The sequence below is a fragment of the Planctomycetaceae bacterium genome (genome assembly GCA_041398825.1).
Classification (GTDB): domain Bacteria; phylum Planctomycetota; class Planctomycetia; order Planctomycetales; family Planctomycetaceae; genus F1-80-MAGs062.
The window spans coordinates 264,528-281,819 of the sequence record JAWKTX010000001.1 but is presented as its reverse complement, the minus strand read 5'-3'; the positions used below and the strand labels follow the sequence as shown (position 1 = coordinate 281,819).

The following is a 17,292-nucleotide window of genomic DNA, read 5'->3' as shown; positions in this document are numbered from 1 at the left end:
TGTAAGCCCGAAGGGCGGTTATGGCAGAGGCTCCATGAACCCAACTCGAGCGAGATTCCAAAGACTCTGGAGTCCAGTGAATTCACCAGTGCAAAAGAGTGAGTGGGTTGAAGCCGAAGCCGAACTCAGAGCCCTGCGACACAGCCTTCCTCGCGGCACTGCATTTCGAGACACTCGCTGGCAGACACGAGCGGCTGCAATGCTCGGCCTTGAATCTTCGCTTCGACCGCGAGGCCGGCCAAAGCAACAGGAAAAAGTAGAATGTTACAATGTTCCCGATTTTCCTGTCATCCCGTTTGTCAATCAACGGTTCCTGACACCTTTTAGCGTCTGTGGTCCGTCGGCTTCACCCTTCAATCTTCCGCCAGCGGAAGTTGCGAAAATTATCGCGGAGACCCGGAAGTTCAACGGCGACTGTCGGTACGTGCGAAGCTATTTCAAGCACTGGCTGCCTCGTCCCGGGGGGGCGAGAACGATTGAGGATTGTGTTCCGCGCGTTGGGGGATCCAGCGGTTACCTGATCGTCGTGAGGACCATCAAAAGAACAGTGGAGGCGATTCGCGAGTTCTTCGGCAGTGGGGTTTGTCATCAGCAAAGAAGCGCCGCAATGCGGGGCTTCTTTTCGTTGTGGAAACTATGCTTGAATCATCGACGTGAGCATCTTTCGCAAATACTGATACGCCGCTTGCTGTGATTGGGCCGCATCGAAGCCCTGTTGCTCCTGCACTTCCGCAACCTGAACCGGCCCGATGGAGTCGAGTTGTGCGAACTTGCTTCGCAGGATCTGGATCGCCTCTTCAACCAGTCCGTTCGGCAGCATGGCGGCAATTCGAGTTCCCAGTTGTTGTGGACCACCAGGATACTGCGAGGCAACGAAGTAAACGTCGTAGGCGTCTTTGGCTTTGAGCCGATCGTTCATGGCAAATGCCTTGATCAGCACAAATGCTTCTGGCAAAACAACACGAGCCTGCACGGTGTTGATTGCACCATTCGGCATCCGGCCTGTGATTTCAATGACCTCCGAGTACTCAAAGGCCAAGTCGAGGCCGCGCAGGGTATTGATCTTGAGTTCGTTGACCAGAATCGCTGTGACTTTCTGTCCGGTCTGATACTGCCCGGTGATCAAATCCACTTTGATCTCATGCTGACCAGCAACTCGAGTGAAATGTGTCGGCGGAGAATGATGCTGAAAGCCTGCATCGCTCATTCGGGCACGAATGGTGGAGTAGGCGTCGTTGGCCAGTGCATCAGGTGTCACGGCCAGATCCACGTCGATTGAGCCGACATGCTGTTTGCCCGGATACAGCAGGTCGGGGACCCAGCCTCCGACCACAACCAACTGTTCGCGGAATGCTCCAAGCACATTGAGTGTCTCAACCAGTACGGAACGTGCCTCGTCTTCGCGGCTGACATTCATGCGACGATGTCCCTGTTGGTTGAGTTGTCCGACTGCTGTTCGAAAGTGGGTTTAATCAACCGTTGATAAACATCGTCCGCTGCATCTTGTCCCCGCCCCTTGAGCTGCATCAAGTCGAGCCACGTCTGGATTGGCGATGTCCACGACAGACGGGTATCTACGGAGAAACGCCTGTCCGCAAACACGGAAGTGTCATACGGTTCCCAAAGAATCAGATTGGCTCCGCTCTCCACGCGAGTGATTCCGGTTTCAGCGGCAAGCTGATCGGTGAGCCCCGTCAGAGAAGGCATCGGATCCACGTAGGCCGTGACGACCGGGGTCTTGACCATCGGAGCTATCTTCCACGCAGCCGAGAAACCAGACAGCGTCGCTGTCAGACTATTCTGACGGCACCACTCCAGGAACCGCAACTCAATCTCTGCAGGTTCGCCCAAGGCAAAGTACATGTGTCGCGATGAAGGCCCACGATAGGCAACTGACCATGCCTTCAACAGCCCGGCAGGATCGCGAACTTGCGTTCCTCGAACGTTGTCGGCGATGTAAGCATCTTTGGTCAGAGTCTTGCGAACCTTCGAGACAAGCCCCAGGCTGACCTGAACGTCCGGATGATCAACCAGTTCTTGTACGGACCAGTCGCGTTCAGGATAGGAAAGCAAAGCACGGACAATGCGACTTGATTTCACCGAAAATGGATCGATTCCGGTGGAGATATCCTGAGCGACAGGCTTGAATCCCTGACGAACAATCAGAAGTGGCGGATCCGTCTGCTGGATCCGGCAGTTTCCCGCAGAGTCGCACCATGAAATGCCAGAGGCCCGAGCCAGGTCGGCAACACGTGGCGTGATAACGGGACAAAACACCAGGGGAACCAGATCCGGGGCAAGTTCAGCCATGCGATGAAAAAGCGATTCTGCCGCCTTTGGTGTCAGTGACTGTCGCTCTTCAATGGCAAAAGAGTATCTTGAACCTGTTGGCGTTTCGGCCGTCAACAGGAAATCAAAGGAATGTCCATCCGAGTGCGCAGCCGGTACAGTATGGACGCCGCTGAGCTGCGCTTCCGTCTCAAGGATTTCCTGCAAGAGAATGTGTAGATTTGCGATGAGAGCCACCATCTTTTACTGATGAGTCGTATTTCACGATGCAGTGAAAGTTAACGTTTCAGTGAAAGTCTACATTATTTTTGGTTTTTTTCGATGATTATTTGGGGGTATTTTGAACGAGTGACGGAACGAGGTCGAACGCTCGTCTCAGCCCTGCTCCCGCAGGGTGAGATCCAGGGCCGACCGGAGTACGTCGCATGTGAAGACCGCCTTCGCTACAACTCGCACACACAATTCACCAATTTCCGGTGCCTTTTCCGCTTCAAGTGGCCCGCATGACCCTCGTATTTCCACCCGCTTCAACATATCTGCTCGACCTCCTGCAGGACGAAGTCCGAAAACGCACGCTCATCTTCTGGCTGGACGCCGATCCGAAGGCATCAGTGCCATCCACCTTTTGATCCGAACCCACTGGCGTGATTGAGGATGCGTGTCGGTGGGTGTTGAGTCACGCGGATTCGGGGGTGACTCTGGGCTGGCGTCGGTTGCTTCGGAATGACTGGCGAGTCTTTGGCAGACCGGCTTCTGAACGGAATCGTTGGCGGAAGTTCTTGATGAGGTCGAGCCAGGTTTCGGGGCTGACTTCGAGTCGTTCGAGGATTGGCAGGGCAGAAGCCGGAATAGAACCCGTCTTGCCGGATTTCAACTGACGGCCGGTCCAGTCGAGCAGTTCCAGGTACTCGTCCAAAGTCATCGACAGACAGCCCTTGTTGCTGGCTCGGCGAGCGTTCGGCTTTTCGCGAACTTTCTTTCTCGGCGGATCAGGAGCAACAGGTGCAAGCCATCTGGCCTTGGGTCCATGTTCGATGCGAACATCCCGAGCATCCGTAGTTGCGACCTCTGCGGTGGCAACATAAGTGCCATCCACCTTTTGATCCCTGATGGGCAACCCATGAGTGAACCAACTCGAATTGTGGCACGGTTCTAAGTTCGGCGTGTCCATCTTCAAACCCAATCACAACGCCCCCCCTCGTGGCATGCTGACCGAAGTCGCAGACGATGTGAATTTGGCAACTAAACGCGATTCAATCTCGCCCGAACTCTAATGACAGCAACCGCTTTCGTCAAACAGGTGGATGGCACCTATGTTTCCGCTCTTACCGAAATTGTATCGACACCAAACGCCTCGTGGGCACACACACACGCCGTGAAGAAAATCACGAGCTTGCATTGCAGGTGACGAGTCCTCGCCACATGAGTATTTCAGGACCGACCACTGAGCGCATGCCGATATTTGATGAGCAGTGGGCAGAAGAAAGACCTCCAACACGAATTCATCCCCAATTTCCGCTTCGGCTGGAAGTGAAACGAATCCAAAAGCACACCGAGTGTCTTGCGGAACATGTTTTGGTCGATCTGGATGCCCGATGTACCCAGCTTCTCTTCGGCTCAAGACCTGCCCCCCAAGCACCACCATCCGCTGTTTCGGACTGCCGGGTGAACTAGCTTTTTTCTTGTTCGTGAATTTATGAAAGTCCTCGGGATAGTGTTGCACTGTAAATCGAATGCCTTCACCGTTAATCAGTCTTGATGGCCAACGCGTACGAGGTGTGAGCAGTCCCACTGTCTGCCACATTTCGTATGGCTCAACCAGCGATTCGCCCAACTCCATTGGATAATCTGGCTTCTTGTTGAAGACCGTGGTGAAGTAGAAACCAGCGTTCTTCCCCAGTTCGCTTTGAAATGGCAATTCGCTTCCGTCATGATTCAAGAGCAGCTGAACATCGCAGAAATCATTCGGTGGAGCTGAGTCCACGGTGGGCTTCAAAAACTTCAGATAAGCTAAGAAACAGACTGCTGCGAAACAGAGTAAACCAGCTGATACTTTGGTCCGGGTATTCATCGCGTCCACGCCTCAGAGATTTTTGAGGGGTCTGAATCTGATTCGTCCATTGGCTCAATATGTCTCGCCACCGTTTCGACTTCCAAGCGCCCGCCAAACGCTTAAGTCCACATCCGATGAATGAAACCGCACGCTCCCGTCTACAAATAGGGAGTTGATTCCGCCCTTGTGTAAGCTGGATGCAGGTACCAAACTCACGTAACTGTATCTCGTACTGTCCATGTCTTCCGGTCCATTGTGAGACCCAGGCACGTTTGGTGGAAGGATATGGTCATACTGAACGAAAGGCACATAAGAAGCGCAAAGGGTGGTCCACAGTCTTGGTGAATTGGTTCGACGGTTTGATTTCGCCTGCTGGGCCGCATTGTCTTCTTGCCCCGGTAAATGGAACCGATTGTCGGTCCACCAGAGGTATTGAACGGCCTGAGGAGAGTCTACCGGTACGTCCGTTTGGTAGTCTCTCGGCAGGGAGCGGCGCTCTGACATCGCAACAGTGTTAGAAAGACCATCCGTGATATCTGAAGGGCGCGTATGCTTTAATCCATTGGAAACAAATCCGTTCAATCCTTCCAGCAGGGGATTCGTTGGGAATTTGGTTCCGTTACAGAAGAGATACGAGCTATCCCCTTCGCCAGCGGAATTATTCGCCCAAATCTCTGGATCTGATGGACAACATAATGATGAGATGAGGGGTGTCCCGCCACGTTGTCCCTTGATAAGCAACTCAAACAATTCTCGGTGCTCCAAGTATGGCAGCAAGAGAGCCGGCCCTGACAGGCCACTTTGCCGACCTGTCGGAAATGCGCCGTAGGCTTCTGAAAAATTCGCCACGGCAGCCCCCGCCTGACGCAAATTATTCATGCATGATGTTCGCCGAGCCGACTCTCTCGCGCTTCCAAGAGCTGGTAGGAGAATTGCAAGAAGCAGGCCGATGACTCCGATAACGACCATGAGTTCAATTAGGCTTATTCCACTTCGCGTGACCCTCTTAAGTGGTCTTCTCGGCGAACATTCCATTGCCGCGTTCCCTTCAATTACGGAACCCACGTGGGAACTATAGATCCGTCGGAATTCGAATCAGTCACCACCACATTATTGTTGAGATCTAAGATTTCGATCAATACGTTTGAATACTGATTTCCGCCACCTGGGCCCAGAGTACCCGAGACATCGTACTCATAGTAACTGAACTCTGGTATCGATCCCGTAAGTGAATAATCCCATGTGGCCACAGGTGACCAACTTGGCATGTCGTCAACAAAGACTTCTCGATAAAACTTGTACCGATACGCCTCTGATGAAGATGTGCCGATCTGCATGTGGTCAATTAGGTAGTGCCCGGCTTCAATGCTCGAGCCCGCAACGAGACACAGGCGGCTGGTTTGCAATACGTTCAAAGCGGACATTACGAAGGCGAACACTGACTGGCGACCTTCGTCGTCTATTGCCTAAAGAAATAGGTTGTGCTTGCAGATTTATCAATGGACTTTGGCCTTCGAGGTCCCAACGACTTTCCATCGTTCTTCATCCTCGGCAGAAATCACATCCAGAATCCTGACTGAGATTTGGTAGTTTCCCGGTGTGGCGGGCCCAAGCATGCTGACGCTTCCTGAATAGGAATCGTTCTCCTTGTCGTGGAGAAGCACACCGCCACAGCCCACGACCACCTGGTGGTTTGCATTTTCGAAATAAACGTCGAGCCCAGGGTACAGCGATTGAGGTTTCCCGTCAACGTCACAGAAAACTGCAATTCCGCTTCCTTCCGAGGAATGTCAATCGACGCGAGGTTCACAGGCGCCTTCTGTTGAAAATCCATACCGTTTAGATCGACGGAAAGATCTGGATTCGGAAACGTAACTCCCACGGGTGGATACGTCACTGTTGGGTATTCCTGCTGCAGCCCTGAATGCAACTTACGATTGTCAGAGCTACAACGCCCGGGAGCATTTTCCACTTGAAACTCACGACAAATCCCTCCCGGACGCATTTCAATCTCGTACCCGGCCTGAAAGAGTACACGTCAAGAAGTCAGGTCAATCTTCGTACAACGCAGTTGTCACATCTTTGTGAACCTGAACAGTACCACTTTCCAGAAGATCTGCGTCTACTCCAATATCCAGGCCAATGGACGAGTAATTCAACGAGACCATCCACCCCGTGAATTCATCCGAGTAATAGCCAGTGCTGATTATCATTCCATTGTCTTTTCGCTTGAGCCGATATGCTACAGTGACATATGGGTCTTTGTTTCCAGTTCCAGTGCTTTGCATTCTATAGATTTTTGTGTTGGGGTGCCCCATGGTGTACCCCGCAAAACCGCTCGAACAGAACCCAAACACCAATGCCAAGATCAACAACCTTATTTTCATCGCAAATCTCCCGTTAAAAACTTACCACATCTCCATTGTCGCGAGTCCCCATGGCTCGCCAAACGTTCAGATCGATGGCATCACTGATGAACTGCACGTGTCCATCAGCAAACAAGCCATTCACTCCCATCCGATGATAGCTCCCGGCTGTTGCCAGAATGCTGCCAATCCCCAGCGTGACCGCTTCACAACTGGCTGTGTTCGGGGGCATCACGTGGACGTATGATGAAACGGTGACTCCGCCCGTAAACCATTCGTGAGACAACCCTCCATTGTTTTGCCATCCGTACCGCTCCGGATTGACCGGGGGGACTTGTCGGCATACGTCTGCCAACGAATCAATGTCTGCACCGCGACCAAACAGCTTTGGCAACTTCCATATCAATCGACGGTACGTATCGACTGTGCGCCTGGCTCGCTCATCTTCCCACCTGTGGAGCCATTCACTGACGGCCACTGTGTTTGACAAACCATCCTTCACATCCTGCACGCGCACCGGGCCCAGCCGGTATCCCACGTACGCGGCGTGGGCATAGCGAAACATGCCATCGTCCTGACGAATCCCCGCCCATGTCCCCGCAGTGCTGGGGTAGCTGTTTTGCCAGCGAGCGGGAGCTGGGTCTGAGGGGCAGTGAAATCCAGCAGGCGTCATCCAACGCACCTTCTCCTGAGCCGCGCGGAAGCCAAAACCTTCGCACACGAATTGACCCGTCACAGGCATCGACGAATTGGTCATAAAGTGCCTGTTGATCCAAATGCGGCAGAATTGCCACAATCCACGAGCCGAGAAGCTCCTTCCCGTGGTCCATCGCAGGAAAGTGACCATGGATCGATTCATAGTTCAATAACGCCACCCCAATTTGGCGTTGCTGGTTTGCACACTCTTGTTGTCGTGATCGTTCGCGGGCGGCTTGAACGGCTGGAATGACGATCGCAAGCAGAATGCCGATGATCGCCAGGACGACTAAAAGCTCGACAATCGTTATTCCGGAGCGCTTGAGGGACAACAATTGGCTTCTTTCGCAGTCGCATTTCACAATCGCCTGTAGTGTGTAGTGTGTAGTGTGTAGTGTGTAGGGGTAGTTTCGTTTGTCAAGGTCTTCTTCTAATCGGATTCTGAATTAGATGAAGAGACAATATTGACAGGGAACGCTAAAAGCTGTCAGGGTGTGCCGGGATAAAACCGGCTTGGAATAGAGGATGAAAGGATCTTACGAAGAAGGTTTAGCCAACTACTTCGGCCTTCAGCGGAGGGGCGGATCGGGTGACCGGTCAGTCTTGAGCGTCCGTGCGAAGCTGGCAACATAAGTGCCATCCACCTTTGATCCTAAATCACCGGCGTGATTGGGGATGCGTTACGGTGGGTGTTGAGTCACGTGGATTCGGTGGTGACTCTGGACTGGCGTCGGTTGCTTCGGAATGACTGGCGAGTCTTTGGCAGGCCGGCTTCTGAACGAAATCGTTTGCGGAAGTTCTTGATGAGGTCGAGCCAGGTTTCGGGGCTGACTTCGAGGCGTTCGAGGATCGGCAGCGCAGTTGCCGGGATGGAGCCGGACTTGCCGGATTTCAGCTGACGGCCGGTCCAGTCGAGCAATTCGAGGTACTCATCCAAAGTCATCGACAGACAGCCTTTGTTGCTGGCTCGGCGAGCGTTCGGCTTTTCGCGAACTCTCTTTCTCGGCGGATCAAGAGCAACTGGCGCAAGCCATCCGGCCTTGGGTCCATGTTCGATGCGAACATCCTGAGCATCCGCAGTTGCGACCTCTGCTGCGGTGGCTCGATCGTCGATGCGTTCCTTCACGCTGGTGAAGTCGCTTTGCTCGGGAGTCTTCGCGATGCCCGCTCGAATCGGGTTCATGTCGACATACGCCATGGAAGAACTGCCCGTCTACGAGCGGCTCGGCGACGTCCGCGAGAAAGCGGTCATGGAAAGCAAGATTGCGGATCAGTTGCCTGGTCAAGGGAATCACGACGAAGCCGAATCAATCTATCGCAACTCTGTCATCCCGGAAGCCCACACGATTCGCCGAATGATGAATCGGGAAGTGTTCTGAATGCTCACACGAAGGCACGAAGACACAAAGTGTGTGGAATCACGTCCTGCGTTTTCACAGGCAATCTTGGTGCCTTTGTGCCTTCGTGTGAGCCGCTCTTCAATCGGAGAATTACAATGAACGACAAGGCGGCGGAGTTGCTGCGACAAGCTCACTCAGCGGAGACGATGGGCATCCTCGAAGCCGAATCGATTCGCTGAATGATGAATCGGGAAGTGTTCTGAATGCTCACACGAAGGCACGAAGACACAAAGGGTGAGGAATCACGTCCTGCGTTTTCACAGGCAATCTTGGTGCCTTTGTGCCTTCGTGTGAGCCACTCTTCGATCGGAGAATTACGATGAACGACGAACTGGAACGGATTGCCACTGACGTTGTGGATTCCGCCATGAAGCTCCACATGGCATTGGGGCCGGGGCTGCTCGAATCGGTCTACACGGTCCTGCTTGAGCACAAACTGAAGGAACGCGGCTATCAGGTCGAGCGTGAAAAAGCGATTTCTGTCGAATTCGAAGGGGTGCGGTTTGAGATCGGATTTCGTGCAGACCTGGTCGTCAATGGTTGCTTCCTTGTCGAGGTGAAGTCAGTCGAGAAACTCGCCCCGGTTCATGGAAAGCAACTGCTGACCTACCTGAAACTCACCCACTGCCGGCTGGGATTGCTGATCAACTTTGGCGAAGAATTGCTGAAGAACGGCATCAAACGCGTCGTGAATTGATGATCGGATCGCTTCAGACTCATGACTCTCGATGAGAAAAAGTAGAGATGGAAACGGTGTCAGGGAGATGGAAACGGTGTCAGAGATGGAAACGGTGTCAGGAACCGTTTATTTGAGAATCTAATGAATCGGTTCCTGTTCTGACCTGTGGACAACGGCGGATTGGTCGTCATACGGCTGGAACTGCGGGTTTGGCGACTCACAGCAGTCTGCTCAATCCTGACGACGCGAAGACACTGCAGGAAACAACGACTCGCTATGATGCTCTGGGACGCAGCATTGCGAGCACCGTCTGGCTGCAGCCGCTGGGCTGGTGGATGTTTCGGCTCCGTCGATTGCTGACTTTGACAGTATCGCCGGATACGGATGGCCTGACGACTCAGACGCTCTACGACGTCGATCTGACAGATGGCGTTGGTCTGGAAGTTGCATTGGCTGGCCTCCATCGGTTTGCGGTTTTGGTTGCCGAACGCCAGAATTGACCTGCATTCCGGAATAATCAGTCTTTACAGGGTGATTGCTGTATGATTCACGTAGCTAAGCCTACTCAGCGGACAATGGTTCGAATGATGACAATGGTTCGAATGATAACGTCCCTATTTGTCGTTGCTCTTTGGCAATTGCCCGTTTTAGTCGCAGACGAATTCCCCGAAGCTTTCAATACCGATCCGGCCGATTCCAATCCACCATCACCTGAAGAGATGGTGAAGCTGATTGACGTGCCGTCTGGATTCAATGTAACTCTGTTCGCTGGCGAGCCCGATGTGCAGCAACCGATCTGCATGGACTTCGATGACAGGGGACGTCTCTGGGTTGCGGAGAATTACACCTACAGCGGTGGTCCCTACGAAACGAAACTTCGTGACCGAGTCATCATTCTGGAAGACACCGACGGTGACGGTAAACATGACTCTCGAAAGGTCTTCTGGGACAAGGGCTTCATGCTGACCAGTCTCACGTGGGGCTTTGGCGGTCTGTGGGTTCTTCACGATGGTACTCTGTCCTTCATTCCGGACAGGAATGGTGACGATGTGCCGGATGGCGATCCCGTTGTGATGCTGGACGGCTGGAGCAAGGACTGCGGTCACAATTTTGTGAGCGGCCTGATTTGGGGCCCTGATGGATGGCTCTACGGACGACACGGAATCGTCGACACGTCTTATCCCGGAGTCCCCGGAACACCGAAGGAAGAACGTCCCTTCATGAACTGCGGCATTTGGCGGTATCACCCGACGAAGCACATGATTGAAGTGGTCTGCCACGGCACAACCAATCCATGGGGACTGGACTACAACGAAGATGGTCAGTTCTTCATGACCAATAATGTTCAGGGACATCTCTGGCACGTCATTCCCGGCGCGCGATATCAACGCATGTATGGTCAGGACTTCAATCCCTACAGTTTTGAACTGATGGACATGACGGCCGACCACTATCACTGGGATACAACAAAGAAATGGAATGAAAGCCGCGACGGGGTTGCCAACGATCTGGGCGGCGGACACTCACACGTCGGCGCGTTGATCTATCAGGGTGACAACTTTCCGAAAGAGTATTTCGGGAAGATCTTCATGTGCAACACGCACGGACGCCGCATCAACGTGAATCGACTGGAACGTCAGGGCAGCGGCTACGTTGGAAAGAGCGAACCGGACTTCATGCTCGTGAAGAATCCCTGGTTCCGGGGCGTCGATATCAAGATGGGGCCGGAGGGTGCCATGTATGTCGCTGACTGGTCGGACAACGGAGAATGCCACGACCACGACGGAATTCACCGAACCAGCGGACGAATCTACCGAATTGCTTATGGGACTCCAAAACTGAGCGAGGCACAGAGACTAACCCTGACTGCCGGAAATCGCGTTGAATTCCTGAACCCTGACTGGATCAACAGGCCAGACTGGTTTGGACGGCACGCTCGCCGAGTTCGGCAGGAAATGGTTTCCGACGGTGAGCTCTCTGGTCAATCCCTTGCGTCAAGTGTCAGTTGCGAAACTTCGCTCCGCCTGTTGTTTACCGAAGCATTTAACGGCAACACCACAAAGCAAATCGAAGCAGCGTTGAACTCGACTGAACCTCTGGTTGTTGCACAGGCGATTCAGTTGGCAGCTTCGACACCGGAACGCCTGACCCAGCACTTTGCGACTCTGGATTCACTTGCAATTCGACAACAGGAAGCACCAGTCCTGCTGTCGTTGGTTTCCATCCTGCAAAGGATGTCTCGATTGAACCGCCATAGCCTGGCCGTTCGTATTCTCGGCAACCATGACAACCTGCAAACCATCGACACCGATACGAAACTCACGCAGATGACTTGGTACGGAATTGAACCGGCGGTCGCGGATGGAATGTCTATCCGACTCCTGAATGGGTCAGGAAAACTCAGGGAGCTGGCGATCCGCCGCGTTGCATGCGATTTGCAGTCGAAACCAGCTGTCGCTATGAAAGCACTCGAATTCGTCGCTGAAGGTGTGGCTGCCGAGCAACCGCAAACTGTGGCGAGCCTTCTGAGGGCGTTTCGATCCGGTCTGGCAGGTCTTGCTCGAGTCAATCCCCCCAAAGAATGGCCGACAATTGAAGCATCACTCCGCAAGTCGACAAATTCCAGTGTCATCCGTGAAACGGATGCGATCGCCCTGCTGTTCGGTGACGGAACGGCCGTCGCTGAGTTGCGCACGCTGGCGGGCGACAGTAATCAGGACTACGTCGCTCGTGATCAGGCTATTAAGTCTCTGGCTCAGGCCAGGGACAGAGATTCGATTCCCGTTTTCTTCAATCTGTTGGGGGATCGGGCAGTCTACGGCACTGTTATCACAGCATTGGCCAACTTCGACCATTCCGACACAGCAAAGCAACTCCTGAATCGCATGGGAGGATTCAAGGACGGTAATCGCGGGCTCGCGATTGACACGATGGCCAGCCGCAGGACATGGGCCGATGAACTGATTGCTGCTGTGGAAGCAGGACGCTTCGATGCCAGAGAGTTGACGGCTGCTCAGGTGCGGCAGCTTTTAACATTCAACGACGAACATATTCGCAGTGTTCTCGAAGCCCGCTGGGGTGTCGTTCAGGAAACACCGGAAGCCCGCAAAGCGGCGATCGAAAAGTGGCAGAAGGTGTTGACAAGTGAGACTCTCGCAACGCCAAATCTGGATAACGGCGCGGAACTCTTCAGGAAGAACTGCGCCGCATGTCACAAGCTCTTCGGTGAAGGGCAGAGAATCGGACCTGACCTGACCGGCGCCAACCGCAGCAATCTTGAATATCTTCTGATGAACATTATTGATCCGAGTGCCGTTGTCCCCAGACAATTCACAACGTCCGTGGTCGCATTAAAGGACGGTCGCGTGCTGACCGGCGTTATTGTATCTGAAACCGATCAGGTCCTGGTGATCCAGACGGACAAAGACCAGCTGACAATCGCGCGAAATGATGTCGAGGAAACCCGGAATACGGGTAAATCCCTGATGCCCGACGGAGCCCTCGACAAACTCACACCGGATGAAGTCCGCGACCTTTTCGGCTTCCTCATGTTGCAGCCATAGTAAGGGAACGAAAGCGGCCAGCGACGCAGGATATCCTATCATTTCACGCGTCGTAACTGAACAACTTTCGATCCGCTGCTGGCTTCTGCCGACGAAAGAAAACGGCGGTCGCCCCGACCTTTTCAAACAATACCCGTCCTGGTTTCAACATGACCTTTGAACAGGCCAAAACACCTGCTCACCTCGCCATGGATGGGTCGAACCCACGTCTCCCGCGCACAAGGGCTCTGCTGAATACCGTGTTTCAGGCCGCGTCAGGCCGGGCCGGGCCGATGGAACGTGCTCCGCCGTCCTTGTGGCGGGCTTTGAGGTCGAAGAGACCAAAGATTTCTGAAGCGTTCAGACTCAGCGACACGTTTTCGTTGTCACCATCCCCCAGAACCGCCATAAACAATTCACGCTTCTCACGGAGCACTCGATCAATGCGTTCTTCGATCGTGTTCCGGCAGATGAATCGAGTCACGATGACCGGGCTGGTCACGCCGATGCGGTGAGCTCGATTGATGGCCTGATCTTCAATGGCAGGATTCCACCACCGGTCATAAAGAAATACGTAGTGTGCAAACTGCAGATTCAGTCCCACGGCGCCGGTGCCATAGCTCATCAGAAGAATGTGCTTGTCGGGATTATTCTTAAACTCTGCCAGAATAGGCTCGCGTTTCGCTGTGGGGACTCCGCCATGATAGACCAGCGGACCGAACTGTCGCAGCTGTGGTTCCAGCCAGTCGATCGTCTTCGTCCACTGGCTGAAAAGGATAGCCTTGCCTCCACTCGCGCTGATCTCCTCCATGTCCGCCACAAGCCGTTCCAGTTTGGCGCTTTCATTCGTCAGCGGATCATAGTTGGTGATCTGCTTCAGCCGCATCACCAGTTCAAAAACATGCTGGACAGTGATGGAATCGCCGAGATCATTGAGCTGAATAACACCTTCTTTTTCCGCTGTCTTGTAGGCATACTGCTGAGCCTCGGTCAGATCCAGCTCGGCATCGCGATCAATTCGCGGAGGCATATCCTTCATCACCAGATCTTTCGTTCGGCGCAGGATATGTTCGCTGGCCAGTTTGGATAGCTGTCGCAGGTCCGGCGATGAACGGGGAGGAATGACTTCCATAAATTCGAACAACGCCCCAAGCTCTTCCGGACGATTTTCGATTGGGGTACCAGTCAATGCCCAGCTTCGGCGACGTTTTATCGCGCGGGCCGTTTCTGCAGTTCTCGAATCGCGATTCTTGATTCGCTGGGCTTCGTCCAGAACCAGCAGATCGAACTTTGGTGCTTCCTCCGGCGTCATCTCGGCGAGATCGCGCGTCATCGCTTCGTAGTTGCAGATCAGAATTGGTACGCCCGGCATGGTCCAGAGCATTTTGCGGCGAGCCCCACTGCCTTCAATCGTGACGATAGGAAGCTCTTCCGCCCATGTTTTGAATTCGCGCTGCCAGTTGGGAATCAGCGGCTTCGGGCACACCAGCAGGATGCGCCGGACCTGACCACTCCGCAGAAGCAGACGTATCCCCGTGATCGTCTGCATTGTCTTGCCCAGACCCATTTCGTCGGCCAGAAGTGCCGAGTGCCGCGCAAAGAGCCAGGCGATGCCTTCGTACTGATAGGCAAACGGCTCAAACGGCATGATCAGTTCCTGCCCGGCCAGCCAGGTTTCCAGCGGTGGCTGAAGCAGATAAAAAAGTCGATCCTGCAGCGACAGTGCGTTGGGAGGCGGCTTGATACGAGTCAGTTTGCGAGGTGACTTGTCAGCCACTTCCGAAGGCTCTTCCTGAGCGGCGTGTACCGGTGGCTGAATCGTCTTCAGCTCGTGACCATCGGCAACTGTGGTTTTGGCCTCCTTCGGCGGAATGAATTCAACACCTTCCGGCAGAGTCAGGCCAATGCATTTGATCGGAATGCGTCTTGGTTTCCATGAAGGCACAAACTGTGGCTTTTCTATGAGTGCCACGGGATGAGCATCAGGGCAGGGCAGCCGCGTCAGAGCCGGATTAAATCCTGTCTGAGCCACACCAGCCCGAGGTGTGAGGTCAATTTGTGTCGTCTTCGGTTTGCTGTCAGAAGTCGCGCTGGCAAGGGATTCACCGATCATCGTGTTCCCTCCTGTCAGCGTGAAAAAACGGTCTTCACTGTTTCTGCGAGGGCCTCGCGTACACGTTCGAGCGGTTCGCCCAGATCGGCCTGATCGGGGATCAGATGACAGCGTTTTTCGACGGAACCGGCATCGCCTGCATGGGAGTCATGAAACCGCAGACGTTTTGTCCCAACCTTTAACGCCGACGGTGACTGAGCCGTCGAAGTACCGGTCTGATCATCAGTGCAGGCCACAGGAATTGACGTGTGGTTTCGAAGTTCCAGAATATTCGGGTCACTGGTGACAATGAAGTCCGGCTTGATCGCAACGCGTTCGATGAGCGTGCTGCCAATCAATTCGCCCAGAAGCCACGGTCGCAGTGTTGCGCCATAGAGGATTTCCTGAGTGCGATTTGGCTTGACCGGTGTCGTACATTGAAACTCGAGTGGCCGACCGTTCTGATTTGTGATCAATAATCCGCCAACGGTACCTCTCCCTTCAACCTCCATGGTTTCGAGAAAGCCAAGTCGAAGCTGATCTGTCTTCGATGGACCGGACATCCAGTGCTACTTTCTAAGGGAGCAACATTGAGTGATTCGTTTACAATCGGCAGCAATTGCCGATTTGCAGCGTGTCTGCTTTGAGTGTTATTCATGTTGAAAGGAAGGCACACGCCTGAGGTTGATCGTCGAAATGATCACGCTGGCTTTAGCGGTTCAGCCTCCGTGAAGATCGGACTGGGCAAACGTCCGAAGTTTGCCGTCAGATCATTTTGATCGGCGTAGGGGTGTATTGCCGACACGATTCCATATGCTTCGCTTGATTCGCGTCACTGCTGTTTGGTCGTCTGCCGTTCTAACGGAGGAATCCGATGATTCGTTCCTGTGGGTTCAAATTCCCGCCTTACCAGCTCACACTCCTGACTGTGCTTGGGTGCATACTGTGCAGTTCTCTGACGATGGGCGACGACTGGCCCCACTGGAACGGCAAGAACCGTGACGGGATCTCTGCAGAGAAAGGCATCCTCCGTTCGTGGCCGCCTGAAGGATTAACGGCTGAATGGAGCTGCGAAATCGGAACCGGTTTCAGTTCGATGGCCATCGTTGATGGTCGAGTCTACGCAATGGGGCATCTCGACGGGGAAGAAATCGTCTGGTGCCTGAATGCCAGCGACGGCCAGGTTCTGTGGACCCATCGTTACAAAAGCCAGCTTCTGCCGAATCTGCATGAAGGTGGACCCTGTTCAACACCAACCGTCGACGGAGACTTCGTCTACACCATTGGAAAGGAAGGCCAGTTCTATTGTCTTCATAAGACAGACGGCACGATTCAATGGCATGTTGAACTTCAGAAAGAGCTCGACGTTAAAGTACCGGAATGGGGATTCAGTTCCTCACCTTTGATCCTGAACAACCAGGTTCTTCTGGAAGGCGGGCGCATCGTCTCATTCAACAAAAGGAATGGGCAGAAGCTCTGGCAGTCCGATCGCCATGCCGCGGGATACGGGTCAGTTGCCACCTTCGAATACGACGGACAAATTCTGCTGGCATCACTCGATTGCGATGGCCTTCGAGTCAGCTCGTCAGAAACGGGCGAAGAGTTAGCCTTTGCGGAATGGAAATCTCCCTACGAGACAAACTCCACCACGCCAATTATTCAGGGAAACCAGATCTTCATTTCGACCGGTTACGACGTCGGATGCGGGCTTTTTGAGTTCGATGGGAAATCCCTGAAGCGGATCTACAGCAACAAGAATATGCGGAACCATTTCAACAACAGCGTCCTGCTGGACGGCTGGATTTACGGGATTGACGGCAATTCTCACAACGGACGGAACGCTACGCTCAACTGCATCCAGTTCAGTACCGGCGAACTTGCATGGAAACAGCGAGGCCTGGGTTGTGGTTCGCTCATTGCAGCGGATGGAAAACTGATTGTTTTGAGTGAGAAAGGAGCGTTGGTTCTGGCAGAACAATCAGAAAAAGGCTTCACTGAGCTGGCAAGGTCCGAGTTGCTCAGCGGCCGATGCTGGACAGCGCCTGCTCTTGCCAATGGATACCTGTTTGCTCGAAACGCAGGCGGAACCCTGAAGTGCGTTAAACTCCCCGGGGAGCAGCAGAGCTCAGACTGAGAGCATGAACAGATTTAACAGACGGACATCAGTCACCGGGG

The 17,292-nt window shown here is 53.7% G+C and carries 17 protein-coding genes; 6 read left to right on the top strand and 11 right to left on the bottom strand.

Annotated elements, in window-relative coordinates:
- Positions 1 to 634: 634 nt before the first annotated feature.
- Positions 635 to 1,417 carry a nucleotidyl transferase AbiEii/AbiGii toxin family protein gene (locus tag R3C20_01020; GenBank protein MEZ6039055.1) on the bottom strand — a complete coding sequence of 261 codons (783 nt, stop codon included), beginning with the start codon at positions 1,415 to 1,417 and terminating at the stop codon, positions 635 to 637.
- Positions 1,414 to 2,526 (bottom strand): type IV toxin-antitoxin system AbiEi family antitoxin, encoded by a 1,113-nt coding sequence (locus tag R3C20_01015; protein ID MEZ6039054.1) that lies wholly within the window; start codon positions 2,524 to 2,526, stop codon positions 1,414 to 1,416. The genes R3C20_01020 and R3C20_01015 overlap by 4 nt, the downstream gene beginning before the upstream one ends.
- Before the next feature lie 266 nt (positions 2,527 to 2,792).
- Here R3C20_01015 and R3C20_01010 point away from each other — a divergent pair, with 266 nt between their 5' ends.
- Complete coding sequence (locus tag R3C20_01010) at positions 2,793 to 2,918, top strand: hypothetical protein (protein ID MEZ6039053.1); 126 nt, start codon at positions 2,793 to 2,795, stop codon at positions 2,916 to 2,918.
- A 47-nt stretch (positions 2,919 to 2,965) separates the two neighbouring features.
- Here R3C20_01010 and R3C20_01005 read toward each other — a convergent pair whose 3' ends face one another.
- The 7 genes from R3C20_01005 to R3C20_00975 all read right to left on the bottom strand — a co-directional run bounded on the left by R3C20_01005 (position 2,966) and on the right by R3C20_00975 (position 8,587).
- The gene (locus tag R3C20_01005; protein ID MEZ6039052.1) at positions 2,966 to 3,385 is read right to left on the bottom strand and encodes a hypothetical protein; all 420 of its coding nucleotides are present in this window, start codon (positions 3,383 to 3,385) and stop codon (positions 2,966 to 2,968) included.
- 174 nt (positions 3,386 to 3,559) lie between these two features.
- Positions 3,560 to 4,273 (bottom strand): hypothetical protein, encoded by a 714-nt coding sequence (locus tag R3C20_01000; protein MEZ6039051.1) that lies wholly within the window; start codon positions 4,271 to 4,273, stop codon positions 3,560 to 3,562.
- A gap of 141 nt (positions 4,274 to 4,414) precedes the next feature.
- Entirely contained in the window at positions 4,415 to 5,311 is an 897-nt protein-coding gene (locus R3C20_00995) for a DUF1559 domain-containing protein (GenBank protein MEZ6039050.1), read from the bottom strand.
- Positions 5,312 to 5,394: 83 nt separating this feature from the next.
- Positions 5,395 to 5,781, bottom strand: a complete 387-nt coding sequence (locus R3C20_00990) for a hypothetical protein (protein MEZ6039049.1) — start codon at positions 5,779 to 5,781, stop codon at positions 5,395 to 5,397.
- Positions 5,782 to 6,393: 612 nt separating this feature from the next.
- Positions 6,394 to 6,555: a hypothetical protein gene (locus R3C20_00985; protein ID MEZ6039048.1), complete on the bottom strand. Its 162-nt coding sequence runs from the start codon at positions 6,553 to 6,555 to the stop codon at positions 6,394 to 6,396.
- Positions 6,556 to 6,742: 187 nt separating this feature from the next.
- The gene (locus R3C20_00980) at positions 6,743 to 7,381 is read right to left on the bottom strand and encodes a DUF1559 domain-containing protein (GenBank protein MEZ6039047.1); all 639 of its coding nucleotides are present in this window, start codon (positions 7,379 to 7,381) and stop codon (positions 6,743 to 6,745) included.
- 720 nt (positions 7,382 to 8,101) lie between these two features.
- A complete protein-coding gene (locus R3C20_00975) occupies positions 8,102 to 8,587 on the bottom strand; it encodes a hypothetical protein (protein MEZ6039046.1) in 486 nt (161 codons plus the stop codon).
- Between R3C20_00975 and R3C20_00970 the strand changes: the two genes are divergently transcribed.
- From R3C20_00970 to R3C20_00955, 4 genes are all read left to right on the top strand, one after another.
- A complete protein-coding gene (locus tag R3C20_00970) occupies positions 8,565 to 8,783 on the top strand; it encodes a hypothetical protein (protein MEZ6039045.1) in 219 nt (72 codons plus the stop codon). The genes R3C20_00975 and R3C20_00970 overlap by 23 nt on opposite strands.
- 340 nt (positions 8,784 to 9,123) lie before the next feature.
- On the top strand, positions 9,124 to 9,501 hold the full coding sequence (locus R3C20_00965) for a GxxExxY protein (GenBank protein MEZ6039044.1): 378 nt from the start codon (positions 9,124 to 9,126) through the stop codon (positions 9,499 to 9,501).
- A gap of 191 nt (positions 9,502 to 9,692) precedes the next feature.
- Entirely contained in the window at positions 9,693 to 9,983 is a 291-nt protein-coding gene (locus R3C20_00960) for a hypothetical protein (GenBank protein ID MEZ6039043.1), read from the top strand.
- Positions 9,984 to 10,085: 102 nt separating this feature from the next.
- Positions 10,086 to 13,046 (top strand): c-type cytochrome, encoded by a 2,961-nt coding sequence (locus R3C20_00955; protein MEZ6039042.1) that lies wholly within the window; start codon positions 10,086 to 10,088, stop codon positions 13,044 to 13,046.
- A gap of 244 nt (positions 13,047 to 13,290) precedes the next feature.
- On the opposite strand, the gene R3C20_00950 is transcribed toward R3C20_00955, so the two are convergent.
- A complete protein-coding gene (locus R3C20_00950) occupies positions 13,291 to 15,138 on the bottom strand; it encodes a DEAD/DEAH box helicase (GenBank protein MEZ6039041.1) in 1,848 nt (615 codons plus the stop codon).
- Positions 15,139 to 15,152: 14 nt separating this feature from the next.
- The gene (locus R3C20_00945; protein MEZ6039040.1) at positions 15,153 to 15,680 is read right to left on the bottom strand and encodes a hypothetical protein; all 528 of its coding nucleotides are present in this window, start codon (positions 15,678 to 15,680) and stop codon (positions 15,153 to 15,155) included.
- A gap of 311 nt (positions 15,681 to 15,991) precedes the next feature.
- On the opposite strand from R3C20_00945, the gene R3C20_00940 reads away from it, so the two are divergent.
- Positions 15,992 to 17,251 (top strand): PQQ-binding-like beta-propeller repeat protein, encoded by a 1,260-nt coding sequence (locus R3C20_00940; protein ID MEZ6039039.1) that lies wholly within the window; start codon positions 15,992 to 15,994, stop codon positions 17,249 to 17,251.
- Positions 17,252 to 17,292: the final 41 nt, after the last annotated feature.